General features: G+C 57.2%; 16 protein-coding genes. 4 read left to right on the forward strand and 12 right to left on the reverse strand.

What is annotated here, in order from left to right; genetic code table 11:
* Positions 1-16 precede the first annotated feature (16 nt).
* On the reverse strand, positions 17-1,243 hold the full coding sequence (locus HPDFL43_RS03995; RefSeq protein WP_007195969.1) for an ROK family transcriptional regulator: 1,227 nt from the start codon (positions 1,241-1,243) through the stop codon (positions 17-19).
* 224 nt (positions 1,244-1,467) lie between these two features.
* On the opposite strand from HPDFL43_RS03995, the gene HPDFL43_RS04000 reads away from it, so the two are divergent.
* The 4 genes from HPDFL43_RS04000 (at position 1,468) to HPDFL43_RS04015 (ending at position 5,158) form a co-directional block, all read left to right on the forward strand.
* Complete coding sequence (locus HPDFL43_RS04000; protein WP_007195970.1) at positions 1,468-2,505, forward strand: sugar ABC transporter substrate-binding protein; 1,038 nt, start codon at positions 1,468-1,470, stop codon at positions 2,503-2,505.
* Between the two features lie 132 nt (positions 2,506-2,637).
* The gene (locus HPDFL43_RS04005; RefSeq protein WP_007195971.1) at positions 2,638-3,735 is read left to right on the forward strand and encodes an ABC transporter permease; all 1,098 of its coding nucleotides are present in this window, start codon (positions 2,638-2,640) and stop codon (positions 3,733-3,735) included.
* Positions 3,711-4,511, forward strand: a complete 801-nt coding sequence (locus tag HPDFL43_RS04010) for an ATP-binding cassette domain-containing protein (RefSeq protein ID WP_210165615.1) — start codon at positions 3,711-3,713, stop codon at positions 4,509-4,511. The genes HPDFL43_RS04005 and HPDFL43_RS04010 overlap by 25 nt, the downstream gene beginning before the upstream one ends.
* Positions 4,512-4,519: 8 nt before the next feature.
* Positions 4,520-5,158, forward strand: a complete 639-nt coding sequence (locus HPDFL43_RS04015) for a nucleoside triphosphate hydrolase (protein ID WP_007195973.1) — start codon at positions 4,520-4,522, stop codon at positions 5,156-5,158.
* A 121-nt stretch (positions 5,159-5,279) separates the two neighbouring features.
* Here HPDFL43_RS04015 and HPDFL43_RS04020 read toward each other — a convergent pair whose 3' ends face one another.
* The 11 genes from HPDFL43_RS04020 to HPDFL43_RS04070 all read right to left on the reverse strand — a co-directional run bounded on the left by HPDFL43_RS04020 (position 5,280) and on the right by HPDFL43_RS04070 (position 18,305).
* Positions 5,280-6,593 carry a branched-chain amino acid ABC transporter permease gene (locus tag HPDFL43_RS04020; protein ID WP_007195974.1) on the reverse strand — a complete coding sequence of 438 codons (1,314 nt, stop codon included), beginning with the start codon at positions 6,591-6,593 and terminating at the stop codon, positions 5,280-5,282.
* Positions 6,590-7,600, reverse strand: a complete 1,011-nt coding sequence (locus HPDFL43_RS04025) for a branched-chain amino acid ABC transporter permease (protein WP_007195975.1) — start codon at positions 7,598-7,600, stop codon at positions 6,590-6,592. Before HPDFL43_RS04025 ends, HPDFL43_RS04020 begins: the two co-directional genes overlap by 4 nt.
* 5 nt (positions 7,601-7,605) lie before the next feature.
* The gene (locus HPDFL43_RS04030; RefSeq protein WP_007195976.1) at positions 7,606-8,310 is read right to left on the reverse strand and encodes an ABC transporter ATP-binding protein; all 705 of its coding nucleotides are present in this window, start codon (positions 8,308-8,310) and stop codon (positions 7,606-7,608) included.
* Positions 8,307-9,095, reverse strand: coding sequence for an ABC transporter ATP-binding protein (locus HPDFL43_RS04035; RefSeq protein ID WP_007195977.1), 789 nt, complete (start codon positions 9,093-9,095; stop codon positions 8,307-8,309). The genes HPDFL43_RS04030 and HPDFL43_RS04035 overlap by 4 nt, the downstream gene beginning before the upstream one ends.
* Before the next feature lie 79 nt (positions 9,096-9,174).
* On the reverse strand, positions 9,175-10,359 hold the full coding sequence (locus tag HPDFL43_RS04040; protein ID WP_007195978.1) for an ABC transporter substrate-binding protein: 1,185 nt from the start codon (positions 10,357-10,359) through the stop codon (positions 9,175-9,177).
* A 453-nt stretch (positions 10,360-10,812) separates the two neighbouring features.
* Positions 10,813-12,516 carry a B12-binding domain-containing radical SAM protein gene (locus HPDFL43_RS04045; RefSeq protein WP_007195979.1) on the reverse strand — a complete coding sequence of 568 codons (1,704 nt, stop codon included), beginning with the start codon at positions 12,514-12,516 and terminating at the stop codon, positions 10,813-10,815.
* 65 nt (positions 12,517-12,581) lie between these two features.
* Positions 12,582-13,748: a glycosyltransferase gene (locus HPDFL43_RS04050; protein ID WP_007195980.1), complete on the reverse strand. Its 1,167-nt coding sequence runs from the start codon at positions 13,746-13,748 to the stop codon at positions 12,582-12,584.
* The gene (locus HPDFL43_RS04055) at positions 13,745-14,947 is read right to left on the reverse strand and encodes a glycosyltransferase family 2 protein (RefSeq protein WP_245271096.1); all 1,203 of its coding nucleotides are present in this window, start codon (positions 14,945-14,947) and stop codon (positions 13,745-13,747) included. The genes HPDFL43_RS04050 and HPDFL43_RS04055 overlap by 4 nt, the downstream gene beginning before the upstream one ends.
* A 201-nt stretch (positions 14,948-15,148) precedes the next feature.
* Positions 15,149-16,381, reverse strand: coding sequence for a glycosyltransferase (locus tag HPDFL43_RS04060; RefSeq protein ID WP_007195982.1), 1,233 nt, complete (start codon positions 16,379-16,381; stop codon positions 15,149-15,151).
* Positions 16,378-17,454, reverse strand: a complete 1,077-nt coding sequence (locus HPDFL43_RS04065) for a radical SAM/SPASM domain-containing protein (protein WP_007195983.1) — start codon at positions 17,452-17,454, stop codon at positions 16,378-16,380. The genes HPDFL43_RS04060 and HPDFL43_RS04065 overlap by 4 nt, the downstream gene beginning before the upstream one ends.
* A complete protein-coding gene (locus HPDFL43_RS04070) occupies positions 17,451-18,305 on the reverse strand; it encodes an NAD-dependent epimerase/dehydratase family protein (protein ID WP_007195984.1) in 855 nt (284 codons plus the stop codon). The genes HPDFL43_RS04065 and HPDFL43_RS04070 overlap by 4 nt, the downstream gene beginning before the upstream one ends.
* Positions 18,306-18,404 lie beyond the last annotated feature (99 nt).

An 18,404-nucleotide genomic window follows, 5' to 3' on the forward strand; every position in this document is an offset into this window, starting at 1 on the left:
AGCAGCGTCTGGACCGTCAGGAACTGCCAAGCAGGGTGTTGCGATCGATCAGGTACTTGTCAAACAGCGGCAGGCTGGCTGCGCCCAGGGCGCGGGCGAGGTTGCCGACGGTGCCTGGCAGGATCTTGGGCAGTTCCAGGCCGCGCAGATCGTAGCGTTCGACTTCGGCGCGCGTCGCCTCCACAATCCTGGCGCGGACGTCAGCCGGCAGCCCGCCATCAATGATGGCATGCTCGAAGTCGATGACCGCCGTTGCCGAGACGATCGCCTGGGCCAGGCTGCGGGCCACGATTGCAATCCATATCTCCAGAAAGTCTTCAAACCCCTGCCAATCCTCGGGATTGTTCCACAGCGGTGACGGGTCGATGCCCCGATCCCTGAGCATTCGCTCGAGCACCATGATCGAGGCACGGTCGAGCAATTGCACCGAAGTGCCTTCAGGGCCTGTGACCGGCAGGGGACCAAGCGCCCCCGCATTTCCGGTGCGGCCGGAATAGACACTGCCATTGAGCACAACGCCACCGCCGAGAAATGTGCCGATGTAGAGATAGAGGTAATCGCTCAGGCCTTCGTACTTGCCAAAGACAAGCTCCGCGGCACAGGCCGCGGTGGCATCGTTTTGCAGGTAGACAGGCATGTCGCACACTGCAGCAAGTTCGGCCCTGAGATCACAGCTACGCCACAACTCCATCTCGTCGCGTGGGGCACCGGCCTGTTCGGCCCAGTTCCACAGTTCGAACGGTGTGGCAATGCCAAGTCCGGCAACCCGCGTGCGAAGATGCTCTGGCAGGGCGTCGAGCAATTCTCCAAGACCGTCCAAGGTAAAGTCGATGATCAGCGGCGGCGTTGGCCATGGGTAGCTCTTGCGCAGTGTTGCCTTCGGCTGGCCGAGGAAATCGATCAGGATCAGTTCGGCTGAGCGGCGGCCTACCTTGAGACCCACAAAAAAAGCGCCATCGGGATTGATCGACAGTGGTACGGATGGTTGTCCGACTTTGCCGCGGATAGGCTCGCCCTTGACGATAAGGTCCTCTGCCTCGAGTTCGCGCATGAGCACCGATCCGGTCTGGGCCGACAATCCCGTCATGCGCGAAATGTCCGTCTTAGCCAGACTGCCGTGCGCGTAGACGAGGCTGAGCACAAGACGCTGATTGTATGCCCTCAGGCCGCTCTGGTTCGAGCCCCTGAGCGATGGGATAACTGTGCCCGCTCGGTCCCAACCGGCGCTCTTGTCAAAAGGCATTTGGCAGTTCCCTCCCGGCATGCGTGTCATGAAACACGGCCTCCCCTAGAGTACACAATGCAACAACCGTTTGATGTAGTCAATAAGTAAACAAAAGTGAATTATTTATTGACAGGCTGGATGAAACTGTGGTGTCATGTGAGTGACGTCGAAAATGACAGTGAGGATCTGTCGTTTGACGCATATACAGACTGACTTGCTTCAAAAAATCCTGGGAGGATGACATGAAATCAATTTCCGCACTCAAGACGACTCTGCTTGCCGCCGCCGCATTTGGCGCGATGGCCGCGGCACCTGCCTATGCCGGCGGCCACAGCGTGGGCGCCTGCCTCATCACCAAGACCGATACCAACCCGTTCTTCGTCAAGATGAAGGAAGGCGCTGAAGCCAAGGCCGCCGAACTCGGTGTTTCGCTCAAGTCCTATGCCGGTAAGGTTGATGGTGACCACGAAACCCAGGTTCAGGCCATTGAAACCTGCATCGCAGACGGCGCTAAAGGCATCCTGCTGACTGCGTCCGACACATCGTCCATCACCACTTCTGTGCAGCAAGCCCGAGACGCTGGCCTGTTGGTCATCGCTCTGGATACGCCATTGGAGCCAATCGATGCGGCTGACGCCACATTCGCCACTGACAACTTCCTTGCTGGCGAGTTGATCGGCAAATGGGCTGCAGCCACGCTTGGCGACGAAGCCGCGAACGCAAAGATTGCGATGCTTGACCTGGCCATCAGCCAGCCATCCGTTGGTGTTCTGCGTGACCAGGGCTTCTTGCAGGGCTTTGGCATCGATCTCGGCGACCCGAACAAATGGGGCGATGAAACCGATCCGCGCATTGTCGGCAACGACGTGACCGCCGGTAACGAAGAAGGTGGCCGCAAGGCGATGGAAAACCTTCTTGCCAAGGATCCGATGATCAATGTTGTCTACACCATCAACGAGCCTGCCGCTGCCGGCGCATATGAAGCGCTTAAAGCCATCGGTCGTGAAGGTGACGTGCTGATCGTGTCTGTGGACGGCGGCTGCCCTGGCGTCCAGAACGTCGCAGACGGCGTGATCGGTGCAACTTCGCAGCAGTATCCTCTGTTGATGGCGGCCTTGGGCGTTGAAGCCATTGCAGCATGGGCAAAGGACGGCACCAAGCCGGAAAACACCCCCGGCAAAGACTTCTTCGATACCGGCGTTTCGCTGGTGACCGACAAGTCTGTTGACGGCGTCGAGTCAATCTCTGTCGCTGAAGGCAAGGATCGCTGCTGGGGCTGATCCCGCATCACGACTATTCGAAGGGGCGAAAATTCGCCCCTTCGATGTAGACGGGAAACGGCAAGCCTGACTACAATTGCCGCATAGCGCGCACGAAGATGCCGAACCACATTCATTTCGGGGGGAACATGCATGTCCGAGACCTCTAAGGGGCAGGACTTTGAGTCCGATTTGTCCAAAGCAGCCCAGAGCGTTGCCGAATTTGACAGCAACCGTCGTGGATCTATCGACAAGCTGCAGCATGTGCTCCACGAGAATCCTGCCCTTGTTCCCCTGATCGTTCTGGTCATGTCATTGCTGGTCTTTGCAGTGCTGGTCGGAGAGCGCTTCTTCTCGCCCTTTGCCATGACCCTGATCCTGCAACAGGTGCAGATTGTCGGCGTTCTGGCTGCGGCGCAAAGCCTGATCATCCTCACGGCCGGTATCGACCTTTCCGTCGGCGCCATTGCGGTTCTCTGTTCCGTTGTTATGGGGCAGGTGACCTTTCGCTATGGCATTCCCGCATCCCTCGCCATTCCCATCGGCCTGCTTGCCGGGACGCTGATTGGCGCTGCAAGCGGCTGGCTGGTCGCGCGGGTGAAACTGCCTCCCTTCATCGTGACGCTGGGCATGTGGCAGATCGTGCTTGCCGCCAACTACATTTACTCTGCCAATGAAACGATCAGAAGCCAGGATATCGAGGCGGAAGCGCCCCTGCTGCAGTTCTTCGGGACAAGCTTCAAGGTCGGTGCCGACGAGGCCGGTCGCGGTGGCGCGACGATAACCCTTGGTGTCGTCTTCATGGTCTTTCTGTTTCTATTGCTGACCTATGTGCTGCGCCACACGGCGTGGGGCCGGCATGTCTATGCCGTTGGCGATGATCCGGAGGCGGCGGAACTGGCCGGCGTCAACGTCAAACGCACCATCATTTCCGTCTATGCTGTGGTTGGCCTGATCTGCGCCTTTGCCGCTTGGGTGATGATCGGACGCTTCGGCTCCGTCTCTCCCTCTGCCACCACCGGTGTGATCGGCAATATCCAATCGATCACCGCTGTGGTGATTGGCGGCATCTCCCTGTTTGGCGGACGTGGCTCTATCCTTGGGGCCTTGTTCGGCGCCTTGATCGTGGGCGTCTTCGAACTTGGCCTGCGCATGTACGGTGCGGATCCCCAGTGGACCTTCCTGCTTATCGGCGTGCTCATTATTGGCGCGACAACCGTGGACCAATGGATCAGAAAGGCGGCAGCATAATGGAACCCATCCTCAAAGGTGTTGGCCTGACCAAACGCTATGGCCGTGTGACGGCTTTGGACAACTGCAATTTCGAGCTTTATCCCGGGGAAATCCTCGCGATCATCGGCGACAACGGTGCTGGCAAATCCAGTCTGATCAAAACTCTCTCCGGGGCCACTGTCCCGGATGCAGGCGAAGTCTATCTCGAAGGCAAAAAGGTCCATTTCAGCAACCCGATTGCGGCCCGCGAGCATGGCATCGAGACCGTCTATCAGACCCTCGCCATGTCCCCTGCCTTGTCCATCACAGACAACATGTTCATGGGGCGCGAGCTGCGCAAACCCGGTTTTCGCGGCAAGATTCTCCGCCAATTGGACCGTCCCGCGATGGAGAAATTCGCCCGCGACAAACTCAGCGAGCTGGGTCTGATGACGATCCAGAACATCAAGCAAGCGGTTGAAACCTTATCGGGTGGACAGCGTCAGGGGGTCGCCGTGGCCCGGGCCGCGGCCTTCGGCTCCAAGGTGATTATCCTTGATGAACCGACCGCAGCGCTTGGGGTGAAGGAAAGCCGCCGGGTTCTCGAACTGATCCAGGATGTGCGTTCCCGCGGCATCCCGATCATTCTGATCTCGCACAACATGCCGCATGTCTTCGAAGTCGCCGACCGGATTCATATTCACAGGCTCGGCAAACGGCTCTGCGTGGTCGATCCGAAGGATTACACCATGTCCGACGCCGTGGCCTTCATGACCGGCGCCAAGGAACCTCCGCAAGACCAGATTGCCGCTTGAGGCAGCCTGTGAACCTCGCAGACAACACTCGGCGGATTGCCGATCTGGCGCTCGAAAGGGCAGGCAACCGGCAACGCTTCATTCTGGCGTTGGCGGGCCCGCCCGGGGTTGGCAAATCCACGCTGTCTGACGCGCTCGTCGAGGAGTTTGCCCGGCGCGGCCAGCCTGCCGCGGTGGTTCCGATGGATGGTTTTCATCTTGACAATGCGGTGCTCGACGCGCGTGGTGACCGCCATCGCAAGGGTGCGCCCTTCACCTTCGATGCGGACGGGTTCGCAGCGCTGATGCGGCGTCTTGGCAGGGAACCGGACCGCGACATCGCCATCCCGGTGTTTGACCGCGAGCTTGACCTGTCACGCGCCGGTGGCCGCATCATCGAGCCGGGTCACCGCTTCCTGATCGCCGAAGGCAACTACCTTCTGCTTGACCAGCCCCCCTGGCGGGAGATGGGGGGGCTGTTCGACATGAGCGTAATGCTCACGGCGAGCCCGGAGGTGTTGAGCCAGCGGCTGATCCAGCGCTGGCTCGATCATGGCCTCTCCGCCCCGGAAGCCACAGCGCGCGCGCTGGGCAATGACATCCCGAACGCCGAATTGGTGTTCCAGTCATCGAGGGCCACCGATGTTCTGCTCGAAAGCGGGAGCTGACTTGCGTCTTTATAAGCTGAGAAGGTCTCGCCAGCTACGGCCGCTTTATCACTTTGAAAGGGTGCATGTATGTTGTCGCTCAATTGAATCCAACTGAGCGCGAGATGCATGTCTTATGACGTTAGCGTCTGCTTTCGGGTATCAGGCCCCTGGGCGCAAACCGCAGTACCAGCAGCATGATCACACCCATCGCCATAAGACGCATATAGGCCGCACTGTCGAGCAAATGCAGGCGCAGCGGGTTAGCTTCATCCATGCCGGATGTCATCTGATCGATAAACCACAATCCAACAGGCTCTGCTTCGACCCAGAAAAACCATACGAGGAAGCCGCCAAGTACAGCGCCCCAATTGTTGCCCGAACCGCCAATGATCACCATTGCCCAGATCAGGAAGGTGAAGCGCAACGGATTATAGGTTCCCGGCGTGAATTGACCATCAAGGGTCGTGAGCATGGCGCCCGCAATGCCAACCACGGCTGACCCCAGAACAAACACCTGCAGGTGTCGCCCCTTGACGTCCTTGCCCATGGCTTCAGCCGCGGTCTCATTGTCACGGATAGCCCGCATCATGCGGCCCCATGGAGACCGAAGCGCGGTTTCGCACAGAAACAAGAGGATGAGGAGAACGATGGCAAACAGGCCGGTATAAGCCAGCTTCACAACGATAGAGGACAGTTCGACCGCGCTCATTTCGAAATAGGCAGCCCATGATTGGAACACGGGCGATTGCTGTATTTCTACCTCGTAGGGAACAGGATAGGGGCGCGGCAGGCCAGTAACGTTTTTCACGCCCCGCGTCAGCCAGTCCTCGTTCTTCAGGACAGCAATGATGATTTCAGAGATGCCGAGCGTTGCAATCGCCAGATAGTCCGAGCGCAGGCCCAGCGAAACCTTGCCAATAAGCCAGGCCGCACCGCCAGCGAAAAGGCCACCGACAAGCCAAGAGACTATGATGGGGAGCCCAAGGCCGCCAAGATATCCGGTCGCGGCGGAATCGATGCTCTCGATCGCTTCGACAGCAGGGTCGAAGAAGTAGCGCGCGCCGAAGTACCCGCAAACGGCGATGATCGTCACCAGAACGCTTCGCCGTCGCCCTTTCATCGTTTTGTACACCCACACGATCAGGGCGATGGTCACGGCAACAACAGCGATTGCAACCATTATTCCGGGTCCGCCAACAGCTATGGTTGCCGAAACGGGCTCCATGGAAACCAGCACCGCGGCAACTCCGCCAAAGGCTGCAAATCCCATGATTCCAACGTTCAAGAGGCCCGCATAGCCCCACTGAATGTTGACGCCCAGCGCCATGATGGCGGAGATCAGGCAAAGGTTGAGAATGGCAAGCGCAAGCGACGGGCTCTGGACCACGCCGACAGTGACAAGCAATATGGCCATAAGGGCAAAGAGCGACGAAATTCGGATGCTGTTGCTCATACCGATTGCCCCCTGAAGATGCCGGTTGGACGCACCAGAAGAACCACCACGAGAATGACGAATGACACCGCGAATTTGTACTCGGTGGACAGCAACTGCACCAGGCCGTCGGGCACATAATCACCCGGTGTGAGATAGGTGAGAACTCTCTTGTAGGCGAAGGTGACCGTGATCTCCGAGAACGCAATGACGAAGCCACCGGCAACAGCGCCAATCGGGCTTCCCAGCCCGCCAACAATCGCTGACGCGAAGATCGGCAAAAGCAATTGCAGATAGATGAATGGCTTGAACGTCTTGTCCAGACCATACATGGTGCCCGCAATCGTCGCCAGCGCTGCAGCCAATGTCCATGCAATCAGGACGACCCGCTCAGGGTTGACACCGGACAGCAGAGCCAGGTCCTCATTGTCGGAATAGGCGCGCATGGATTTGCCGGCGCGTGTCCGGTTGAGAAACCAGAACAGCGCGGCAACACAGATCAGCGTTACCACGACAGTGATGCCCTGTGTCGTGCGCAGTGCGATACCTTCGTCCAGGCCCGACCATTCCCTGAATTCACGTGCCGTGAAGATGAAGCGGGCGCCATCTCCCATATTGCGGTCGTCCGGCCCGATGATGAAGCGGATGAGCCCGCTGTAGAAAAACATCACGGCAAGCGACACGATCAGAAAAATGACTGGCGGTGATTTCTTGGCGCGATGGAACCGGTACACGATGCGGTCGGTTCCCAGCGCCAGCAAGACAGTACCCAGTATGCCAAACGGCAATGCCAACAGCTCAGTGGGCAAAAAGCCCAGCGAAATGCCTTGTGCCTGCAAAAACCACGTCACCAGGATGACCGTCATGGTGCCAAACGCCATCATTTCGCCATGGGCGAAATTTGAGAACCGCAAGATGCCGTAGATCAGCGTCACACCCAGAGCACCAAGCGCAAGCTGTGAGCCGTAAGCAAGCGCCGGAATGACGAGAAAGTTGGACAGCAACGCCAGAGCGTTCAAGATTTCCATATCAATCAACCACCCAGAAACGCTTTGCGAACATCAGGGTCATTCAGCAGCGCTTCACCCGTGTTCGTGTAGAGATTTGCCCCCTGAGCAAGCACATAGCCCTTGTCGGCAATGTTCAGCGCCTGTTTGGCGTTCTGTTCGACCATCAGAATGGCAATACCGCTGCGCGCAATCTCGATGATCCGGTCAAAAAGCTCGTCCATCACGATCGGTGAAACACCGGCTGTGGGTTCGTCGAGCATCAGCACTTTTGGCTGTGTCATCAACGCGCGCCCGACCGCAACCTGCTGACGTTGGCCACCGGACAATTCACCGGCGGGCTGGTTCCGTTTTTCCTTCAGGATCGGGAAAAGGTCAAAAACCTGGGCCATCGTATCGCGGGCATCATCGGTGCGGATGAATGCGCCCATCTCGAGATTTTCCTCGACAGACATCGAGCGGAAGACGTTGTTGTTCTGCGGCACAAATCCCATGCCCTTTTGCACGCGCGCTTGCGGGCTCAAAGATGTGATGTCTTCGCCCTCCATTGTCACCTTGCCGGCGCGCAGATCAAGCATCCCGAAAACGGCCTTCATTGCGGTGGACTTTCCGGCGCCGTTGGGACCCACGACAACAGCAATTTCACCGCGCTCAACGCCGATCGTGCAATTGTGCAGAATATCGGCTGCCCCATAGCCGCCGGTCATGTCTTTTCCCAGCAAGAAGCTCATTGCACTGCGGCTTTCGCTGGTTTGTTTTTGAGCCCCGTGCCCAGATAGGCTTCGATGACCTCTTCATTTTTCTTGATGTCTTCGGCAGTGCCTTCCGCCAGAACGGTGCCTTCGGCCATGCAGATAACCGGGTCGCAAAGCCGCGAGATGAAGTCCATGTCGTGTTCGATCATGCAAAATGTATAGCCGCGCTCTCGATTGAGGCGCAGAATCGCATCGCCGATCGTGCCAAGCAGCGTGCGGTTCACGCCTGCGCCAACTTCATCCAGAAAAACGATTTTCGCGTCCACCATCATGGTGCGGCCAAGCTCGAGCAGCTTCTTCTGTCCTCCAGACAGATTGCCCGCGAGTTCATCGGCAACATGGGAAATCTCCAAAAACTCGATGACTTCCTCGGCCTTGGCGCGGTTTTTTTCTTCTTCGCGTCGGACCAGGCCTGGCTGTGTCCAGGCTTTGAAAAGTGTTTCACCTGACTGGTGCGGTGGCACCATCATTAGGTTCTCGCGCACGGTCAGCGTCGAAAACTCATGGGCGATCTGAAATGTTCGAAGCACGCCTTGTGCAAAAAGCTCATGTGGGGAGAGCCCGGTTATGTCCTTGCCATCGAGCAGAACGCGCCCGGAAGTGGGGCGGTAGTGCCCTGCAATCACATTGAACAATGTTGTCTTGCCCGCGCCATTTGGGCCGATCAAGCCGGTGATCGAACCGGTTCTGATCGTCAGAGATGCATTGTCAACCGCACGGATGCCGCCAAAATTCTTGTGCAGATTTTCAACTACAATCAACAGTTCACTCTCAATCTTGGAGCTGACAATACAAAAACTGCCCGGATTGAAATCCGGGCAGTTCGAGTTCTGGAAGCGATTAGCGGAACTTCGCTGTCGTGATCTTGCCACCGTCCACAAGGATTTCGCGGAACGAGCCGGCGCTTTCACCGGCGCCGATCAGCTCGACATTTGTTGCGCCAACATAGTCGATGTCCTTGCCTTCAGCCAAAAGCTCGAGAGCCTTGCCAAGTTCACCCGGCAGGATTTTCTCGCCTGGTGCGTTGGCAACGTCCATGACTTTGGACTTGAAATCGGCGCTGTTAGAAGAACCGGCAGCCTGCATGGCGAGCATGATCAAAGCCGCGGCGTCATAAGATTCACCGACATAGGCATCGATCTTGATGCCTGCGCCTTCTGCCATCTTGTTGAACATGGCCGCGCCTTCACTGTCGGTGCCTGCGATCGTGCCGTAGGAGCCGTTCAGGCCATCGCCGATCGATGCCGGCAGGGAATCGCCCACCATGCCGTCGGGAAGAACGAAGGTTTCAAAAGCACCCGAGTCGAGTGCCGCCTGAATGATGCCCTTGCCGCCCTGATCAAGGTAGCCGGCAACGATCAAGACATCTCCGCCAGCCTGAGCCAAAGCGCCGACTTCAGCGGAGTAATCGCCTTTTCCATCTTCATGAGAAGAATCGATGGTGATCTTGATGCCGGCTGCCTCAGCATTGGTTTTGATGCTCTCAGCCAGACCCTTGCCGTAGTCGTTGTTTGTGTAGGTCAACGCGACCGATGTGACACCCTTTTCCTTCAGCACGTCTGCAAGCACCTGGCCCTGGCGGGCGTCGGACGGCGCTGTGCGGAAGAACAAGCCGTCATCTTCCGCATCCGAAAGAGCAGGGGATGTTGCAGATGGGGAGATCATCACGATGCCATTTGGCCGCGCAACGTTCTGCAGGATGGCGCCGGTCACACCGGAACAGTCAGCGCCAAAAATCGCGCTCACATTGTCGGATGTGATCAGACGTTCGGCAGCTGCAGAGGCGGCTGCAGCGTCAACACAAGTCGAGTCGCCACGCACAGGCGTCACAGTCGAACCGCCAAGGAATTTTCCGCTGTCGGAGACTTCCTTCATGGCCAATTCGCCACTTGCGCCCATGCCTGGCGTCAAGGATTCGATAGGTCCGGTGAAACCAAGGATGACGCCGATTTTGACGTCCTCAGCGGAAGCAGCACTTGCCATAAGGACCGCTGTCAGCGCTGTTGTGATTAGAAGGTTTTTCACTCTCATACTCCTCAATAGGGCAAAAATTCGTCCCAATTTGAACTGATATCCGCCGCACGGGTTTCAGCATAGCGGGAATTTTGCACGCGTCGATTTTTTTTTCAAATCACCGTCCGGCCAAGGCAATGAGCAAGCCCTTCGGAGAGTTTCATTCAGGCATCAGAAAAAGGGGAGTAGGCAAAAGGTAAATTGGGCGCGTCAAGGATCAGTGGCCCCAGGAGAAAAGCCGCACAGTGGCCGGATGTGAACGAGAGATCGAAAAAAATGAGAACCACAACAGAGTGGAGACCCCGGGCGTTCAACCTTAGGGGAAATCGCCACGTTCAAGCATATCTGCCAAAGGCAGCATAGCTTTAGCGCACGCGGTTGTTCACAACGCGCCAGTTGGAAAAGCCCTGCACTGGGCCGCTTGATCAGGATTGTTGGCTGTTGCCAGCTCCCGTTTCAAATCAGTCAAGCCGAGGCGAGTTCCACCTCGGCCATCGCGGGCACTGTGCTTGCCTGGGCTGCTTTCCCGCTGGTGATGGCGTCGATAATTCGCGGATAGTCGCAGCCGTGCTTGTCGGCAAGCGTTTTCCACCAGTCGTCGGTCTCGAAAACCTCCCGCGCCGCATTGGCGTGCTTCAGTGCCAGATCCCGCTCACCGAGCGCCGCGTGGCACTGACCGACATAGAGATGACCGAAAGCGTGGTCGGGATATTTGTCGACAACGTTTTTCATGTAGTGCAGCGCGATGTCGTAACGCCCGATTTTCATATTGTGGTTTTCGACAAAATTGACCCGCAACTGGGTTTCGTAGGCAAAGGCCTCAAGCTTCACGGGATCGATTCCCGGAGCCCGTATAACTGACTTCGTCGCGACGAAATTCTCATTGGCTGTGTTTTCGATGTATCCGTTTTCAACACAGATATCGTAGAGTCGGCTGCCGAAGATCGGGATCGCCAGATAGATATGGATCCAGTCAAACCCGTTCTCGAGCAGCATTTCGAGCGTTTCCTGCCGGTGTTCGTCCTGCTCGCCAGGTAGACCGGTGACGATGAAAACATGGGACCGCACGCCGTGCTTGCGCAGCGCCTCCACCGCGGGCTTGATCAGCTTCTTCTTCAGTGGTTTTTTAATGATGTTGTTGAGCACATGGTCCGAGCCGGACTCGACGGCAAGCGCGACGGCCGAGACGCCTGCCTCGGCCAGCAGTTTCGCCATCTCGTCGTCAATCGCGTAAACCGCGGCGCCATTCGGGAACTCGCATCGGATCCCGAGTTTCGCCAGTTCCCGAAGCAGACGCCTGGCGCGATCCTTGTCGTGAAAGAAGTGATCATCCTCAAGCATGAGAACGGTCATGCCGAATTCATCGCGCATGCGCTTGGCGTCCGCCACAACGCGTTCGACCGACATGAAACGGACCTCGCGGCCATGCAGGGACGGGTTGGAACAGAACACGCAGAGAAATGGACAGCCGCGGGAGGTGTGGATTGCCATTTCCCGCTTAGGCTGGTCGGTGTAGCGCTTGTCGATGCCGCGCTGATTGTAATTGTCCAGATCGATGATCGAATAGTTCATCGGCGGGATGTCATCGAGATCGGCGATGAAATCATGTGCAGGGAATTTCCCGCGCTCGATACCGGCCCGATCAATCCAGGAGCGGTGGGTCGCGATCACTTGCATCGGGTCGTCTGAATCGATCAGCGTCTTGAGCGGAAGTTCACCCTCACCCTTGCAGATGGCGTCGAGATCCGGGCAGGTTTCGAGCATCAGCTTGTAGGCGGCTGAAGGCAGTCCTCCGCCGGCAATGGTAAGGATCGCCGGGTTGAAATCCTTGACACCCTTTACCAGGCTCTGGATGTAGCCGGACGATGAATTGAACAGCGCAGAGACGCCGACGATATCGGGTTCGAAATCTTCCAGGACCGCCTGCAGCTCGGCATTGAAGACTTCCTGGTGCGCTTCCACCGTCTGGGTTTCCACCAACCGCTTCAGCGTCACATTGAGATCGACCAGCCGCATTTCGCCCAACTGCTCGCAATGCTTGGTGAGATAAGCCTGCATCGACAAAATTCCGTAAGGAATGGTGAAGGCGGGCAACACGGCGGCACGATGCTTGTCGAGATAGTCGTTCGCGTTGAAATAGGGTGGAATGATAAAGAGCAGTTTTTTCACTGGTCAGACTCCCGGTGCGCGGCTGGACCAATTGTCGCCGCCTATGGTCGGTTTATGAACAGTCATCATAGACGCCCCTCGAGCAGTGGAATCGGAAACATCATCGTGTTGAGTATGTCATAATACTCTGCTGCTGATGTAGCGCCGCCAATCTCCATGTCCATCTTGAGATCTTTCTCGTGAAGCCCGACAAAATGCGGGAGGTCGGAGCGATGCTTGTATTTTGGATCAAATGACGCAAGAGCCTCCTTGCCACGCCATTCAATGATTGCCTTCCGATAACCTTCCTTGCGTTCTTCAAAGAGCGCGCGATCAAAGTGCCCTTCGCAGTTCCGAGCGCAGGCTTTGATGAAGTTGTCTTCCCACCCGGTGATTTCGATCCCCTGCTCCTGTTTGAACGCTTCGATCACATGGCCAATCTGTGCCGTGAGTCCAAGCTCCACAGGAAACGGGAAATTCGAGGCTTCCATGTGGCCGTCCATTTCAGTGCGGAAGACCTTGAACAACTCCTTAGCTGCGTTCGCATCGCGCAAGCCCATGCTGTTTGATGCCTTGCAGGCGCCAAATACCGACATCGGGCGCTCAAAATACACAAAGGCGCTGGCCACCATAAGCGTTCGGCAGATGTTGTCGTAATCGACAATCGGATGGCCGAAATACTGTCCAGTGAAGGTATCGCGGATATCGTCGAGCAGAGCCCGTTTGACCGCACCGTGATAGACACCATATGGACAACTTGGACGGTCAGATGCCTCTTGCCAGAAGAACAGCTTGCGGATCATGTCTTCCTTCTTGAGACCCACCAGATGGCTTCCAGTCGGCATGGTGGTGTTTTCGCGGCCTGTACGGGCGTCTGGCCAGGTGAAATAGAGCCGCCCCCAGGTCAGCGTGTCGACATTGGGGACTCTGGACATGGTGACCCGAAGCACTTCGCACAATTCGGGGTCGAGATAGTCATCATCCCCAATGAAACTGATCCATTCGCCGGATGTTTGAGGAACCATACGCTCCCAGTTGGCCCTCATCGACAGGACTTGGTCTTCCGGTGGCAGCAACTTCAGACGGTGATCAGCCGCTTCGGCGGCAAATTGTGCCAATGGGGCTGGGTCGTCAGAGTTGTCTGCGAGAACCACCTCGAAGTCTTGCCGTTCCGACATGAGCATCGCCCGCACCGCAGATATGGCGTAAACCTGCCGGTTGCGGGTTGGTATGCAAATGGACAGCATGGTCATGCCGCAAACGCCTGTCTTCCGGAGGCCACATGCTCAACTGGCATCACGAAACTCTGGGCAAAGCGGTAGAATTCTGACGGAGTGGCAGCTTTGAGCCTGCTTTCGCGAATATAGATGCTCCCCTTGAACACACCGCAAAGTTGGTTTTGCGAGTTGGATGGAACGAACACTTCCGGCGGGTTGAAATGCTTGCTCCAAGCCCCGCCTTCGAAGGCTGCGAAGCCCCGACGCAGACCTTCCACCTTGATTTCGTATTCCTCAACAGTTCGCGACGACAGGCATTCATGCACGGCGGCATGGGCGAAATTCTCCTGGAAGCCTTCATTGTCGACGTCATACTTGCGGCAGAACCACCACGTTGCCGCGGCAATGGATGAGATGATGGCGAGGCCCGGCAGTCTGGGTGAAAACGGAAAGTCGTCTTCCTGAATTGGTTGGCCATCCCCCAGTTCACGATAGAAATCGTCAGCCAGCTTCTTCATGAGCTCAAACGACTGGGTGCTGGCCGAATTGGAAGCTCCGCAGGCGCCAAGAACCGAGAGCGGTCGTTGGCAGTGCACCAGTGTCTTGGCTTCGCGGATCACCTTGCAACTGTTGTCAAAATCAACTGTCGGATGCTCAAAATAGCGATTGGAGTATTTTCGCTTGATCCGCTCCATCAGTGAGCGCCGCACCGCGCCATGGTAGATCCCAAAACCGCAGGAGGGACGTTTCTCCCGCTGGCTCCAGCGGAACAGGTGATCGTGGAGAATTCTCTTTTTGGGGATGTAGGTCTCGTGACCGGTAGGTACAGATGCGAGCGTGGCAATGGTCCTGTTGTCGGGCCAATTGTAACTCATCCGCGCCCAGCTGACGGCTTCAAGGTCGTTGTACTCCCTTTCGTACCGGCGCAAGATCTGAATGAGGCTTGGCTCAATGTGATCGTCATCGCCGATGATGGTCACCCACCTGCCGCCGACCTCAGCCACGGTGCGTTCCCAATTGTCGACCATTGACAGGACGTTCTGCTCCGGCGGCAGAAGTCGAAAGCGGTCATCTTTCAAGTGGTTGCGAAAGAAATCATCAAGGATTGCAGGATCGTCTGAATTGTCGGCGACAAGGACTTCGAAGTCCGTTTCGCGCGATTCCGCGATCGCCTTGAGCGCTTCGATGCAATAGCTCTGCCGGTTCCGCGTCGGAATGCAGATCGTAAAATACACCAAAACAGATGCTCCCATTTGCCATCACGCGCCTTGTTTCTCGCAAGATTAGCTTGTGTGACGCTGACTCGCTGTCGGAAAGAGATGGGCACCGCTGCCGGCCAATCCGGTTTCCGCAGGACATCCGGTGGCATCAGGCTGTGACATCAGCTCCAGAATTTGCCGGGCTGAAACAGATTATCGGAGTCTGCCTGGGTCAAATTACGGATCGCATTGGATTGTCGGAGCCTGGTCGAGATCGGGATAATAAGTCTCAAAATGGGCGAGGCTGCCCTTGGAAGCCGATTGTGCCTCTTGTAAGCCAGTGTAGCGGGCGCATGACCCGCCCTGTAACGCCGCATGCCAGTCTCGCGGTGTCTGGCCGAGGGTGGTGGCGAAGTTGTGTGTTCGTTTCGGCCGCGCCATGGTTGATCGCCAAAGCGTGCGAAACGCGGCGAGCGAGCGTTCAGGCGTTTTGATCTCGCTGACTTCCTTGCATGCTGCCTCGCCCATCCGGCTGACATCATGAGGGTGCTCGAGCATCCAGTTCAGCAGCTCAACGGCATGGTCGACTGATTGCGCCACCAGACCGGTTTTACCATCGCGCACGATTGCCAGTTCGCATGGATTGGCCAGCACCAAAGGCGCGCAACCAAGTGACATGGCCTCGACCAGCGCGTTCTCAGCCGTGCCGAAATGGAATGGTTGCAACAGATACAGAAAAATCGAGGTCTCAAGAAGGGCGTCCCTCGGGTCATCGCTGTGGCCGCGCAGCCGAAAACGTTCAGGATGCGTCATCTCGGCAATGGCGTTGTGTACCGGGCTTAAGGCATCCACACCGCCCCAGACATCGACCGCTGCATCGCTGTGCACGATCCGGTCGATGACATCCATCATTGCGGGATTCATCTTGGTGAACTCGACCGTGCCCAGATAGCTGATCCCGCGTCCATTTCGTTTCCGTTGTTGGTTCCCGTCCGTGCTGGCATACCCGAAGCCGCTGTTGATCACTTCGGTGCGGGCAACGGCTTCCGTCTTCAATCCGGCCAGGTTGCCGGCAAGCCTGGAGCACTCGGACGTAAAGACGAACTGGTCCGCCGTTTCGATCAGGCCCGTGGGTATGAAAGGCGCGTTGATCCCTGACACATGGCTCCAGAGCACGGTGCGCATTGCGGGCAGGGGTGAGCCGGCCAGAAGGCCACACATCAACGGATGGTTCCACCATTCGAACTGAACCAGGTCGGCGCTGCTCATCAGATCGCGAACCAGTCCCATGTCTTGGGCGATGCTCACCGCTGCGCCGCTGCGGCGGATGGCATCGACATGGCGGGTATCACGCGGCGCTTCCAGAAGCACATAATGACGCTCGTCAGCCTGCTTGTCCGCCTCGCAGAGTGCCGCATGCGCCTTGCCCACACCTCCGCCCAGATGGGGGGTGATGTGGAGGATTTTCATTCTGCCGCGACGGGCGAGGGAATGCGCTTGGCGCCCGGAGCCTTGATGTCCGGATCGAGCTTCACCATCTCGCGAAACCGCTCAAGCAGCATCGGGCGATGGGCGTCGACATTGTCGGGAAGGCAATGGCTGAGCTGACCGCAACTGCCGCAGGTTCCGTTCTCGCAACGCCGTCCCTCAAGATGCTGCAGCCGCAGCGCGTTCATCTTGTCGGAGTTCCAGACCTGCTTGATCGACTGCGTCTTCACATCGCCGATGATCAGATCACGCGCCCAGTCGAGGAAGCAGGAACTCACCAACCCATCAGGATTGACCGACATGCTGTAGAAAATATAGGGGCAGGTTTCAGTGTTGCTGATTTCCTGCTGGTAGATGCCCTTCTCGATTTTCACGCCAGTGTGCTTCTCAATGTCGAACTCGGGCCAGCAGGGCGCAAAGTTCTCGACAAAGATCCGGTCGCAATGGTCGCCGAAGGTGTCGAAGAATTTTTCGCGTTCGCCAGGCTCCAGCAACTCGCCGGGGATCTTGATCGAGATCTCCATGTCGCCCTTGTTGGCATAGACCCATTTGACGTTTTCAACGAAGCCGTCGAAATCGAAATTGAACTTGGTAAAGCGCTGATAGGTGTTCTTGTTCATGCCGTCGACGGAGATGTTGATCTTGTCGAGACCGGCTTCAATCACAGGTCCCATCCGCTCGGGCGTCAGGAAGGTGCCGTTGGTGGTGGTGTCGATATAGTCGACATGGCCGCTTTGTTTGGCATAGGCGATCATGTCCGCCAGACGCTTGTTCAGGAACGGCTCACCATCCTTGTACATGCGGAGCACCTTGATGGGTTTGCCGAATTCACCCAGGTCGTCGATGATCTTGGTGAAAAGATCATACTTCATCGCGCCCTGAAAACGGCCGGTGTCAGCGATCATGCCACGGTGTCCGGTGGGGCAGAATGTGCATTTGAAATTGCAGGCGCTGGATGGATCCACGAACACCACAAAGGGGGTTTCCAGCGGAATGACGGTTTCCAGTGCGGTCCTGTCCTCAAGATTGATCCGAGGTTTCAGTTGAGCTTTCATGACCGGGCTTCCTTTTCGGGCATTCTAACAGCAAAATTCGGCACGCCAACCACAGCCGGGGGGTCGCGCGGATGCGGCTGATGTTCGCCAAACTCGAGCAAATCGCGACGTCCGTACCGGTCGGCGATGCTTTCGGCGAACTCACGAATGCTCACGGGTCGACCTGAACAGACATTGATTGCGCCAACCTGACCAGTGTCAATCACATCCGCTACCGCTGCGCCTGCGGCCGCGACATCGAGATAATCGCGCAATTGGGTACCTGCCCCTAGTTTCGCCGGCTTTCCAGCCGCAAGGCAGTGGTTGAGATAGGGATACAAGCGTTTGTCGTTCTCACCCTCACCGAACAGGTAGAACAGCCTGCACCAGGAGAACCGCATATTGGCGGTCTTTAAAAACCCGTCCAAAATCTCGAAAAGAGCCAGTTTGCAGGTGCCATAAACGGTCGTGGGCACTGTCGGGGAATCTATGGAAAGCCGCTCGGAAGGCAGTGCATATTCCATGCAGGTGCCAAGCCCGACAAAATGCTGCACCCCTGCTGCCACTGCCCCTTGCGCCATCTTGAAGGTGCCCGCAACGCAGGCCGCGTTTTGCTCGGAATCAAGATAGTCGGAGGGGTTCACATACCAGGCGGCATGGACGATCGCATCCACGCCATTGCATGCCTGCTCCCACCATTGAGCGGTCTGCGCGAAGATGTCGTCGCATGAGACAATTTCGGCATTCGGGACTTGACCGGCGAGGCGGGATGCAGCCGCTGGGCGGGCCACCAGCCGCAACGCGTGGCCGTTCTCTTGAAGCCGCTTGACGATCTGTGCGCCAACAAAGCCATTGGCACCTGTGACAAGCACTACACTCAAGGCAAGGCCCGGAAAAGCTTTGTGGTATTGTTTGCAGCCACTGGTTCGCTCCCGTCCCGGGAATGTGATTCTCGCTTGCAGTGTCGCACA

The sequence above is a fragment of the Hoeflea phototrophica DFL-43 genome (assembly GCF_000154705.2).
Lineage (GTDB): Bacteria > Pseudomonadota > Alphaproteobacteria > Rhizobiales > Rhizobiaceae > Hoeflea > Hoeflea phototrophica.

Excerpts from the sequence above, each read along its gene's own strand:
- HPDFL43_RS04065 (WP_007195983.1), bottom strand. The coding sequence starts at position 17,454 with ATGAAAGCTCAACTGAAACCTCGGATCAATCTTGAGGACAGGACCGCA.
- HPDFL43_RS04020 (WP_007195974.1), bottom strand. The coding sequence starts at position 6,593 with ATGAGCAACAGCATCCGAATTTCGTCGCTCTTTGCCCTTATGGCCATA.
- HPDFL43_RS04050 (WP_007195980.1), bottom strand. The coding sequence starts at position 13,748 with ATGACCATGCTGTCCATTTGCATACCAACCCGCAACCGGCAGGTTTAC.
- HPDFL43_RS04010 (WP_210165615.1), top strand. The coding sequence starts at position 3,711 with ATGGATCAGAAAGGCGGCAGCATAATGGAACCCATCCTCAAAGGTGTT.
- HPDFL43_RS04025 (WP_007195975.1), bottom strand. The coding sequence starts at position 7,600 with ATGGAAATCTTGAACGCTCTGGCGTTGCTGTCCAACTTTCTCGTCATT.
- HPDFL43_RS03995 (WP_007195969.1), bottom strand. The coding sequence starts at position 1,243 with ATGCCTTTTGACAAGAGCGCCGGTTGGGACCGAGCGGGCACAGTTATC.
- HPDFL43_RS04030 (WP_007195976.1), bottom strand. The coding sequence starts at position 8,310 with ATGAGCTTCTTGCTGGGAAAAGACATGACCGGCGGCTATGGGGCAGCC.
- HPDFL43_RS04005 (WP_007195971.1), top strand. The coding sequence starts at position 2,638 with ATGTCCGAGACCTCTAAGGGGCAGGACTTTGAGTCCGATTTGTCCAAA.
- HPDFL43_RS04000 (WP_007195970.1), top strand. The coding sequence starts at position 1,468 with ATGAAATCAATTTCCGCACTCAAGACGACTCTGCTTGCCGCCGCCGCA.
- HPDFL43_RS04060 (WP_007195982.1), bottom strand. The coding sequence starts at position 16,381 with ATGAAAATCCTCCACATCACCCCCCATCTGGGCGGAGGTGTGGGCAAG.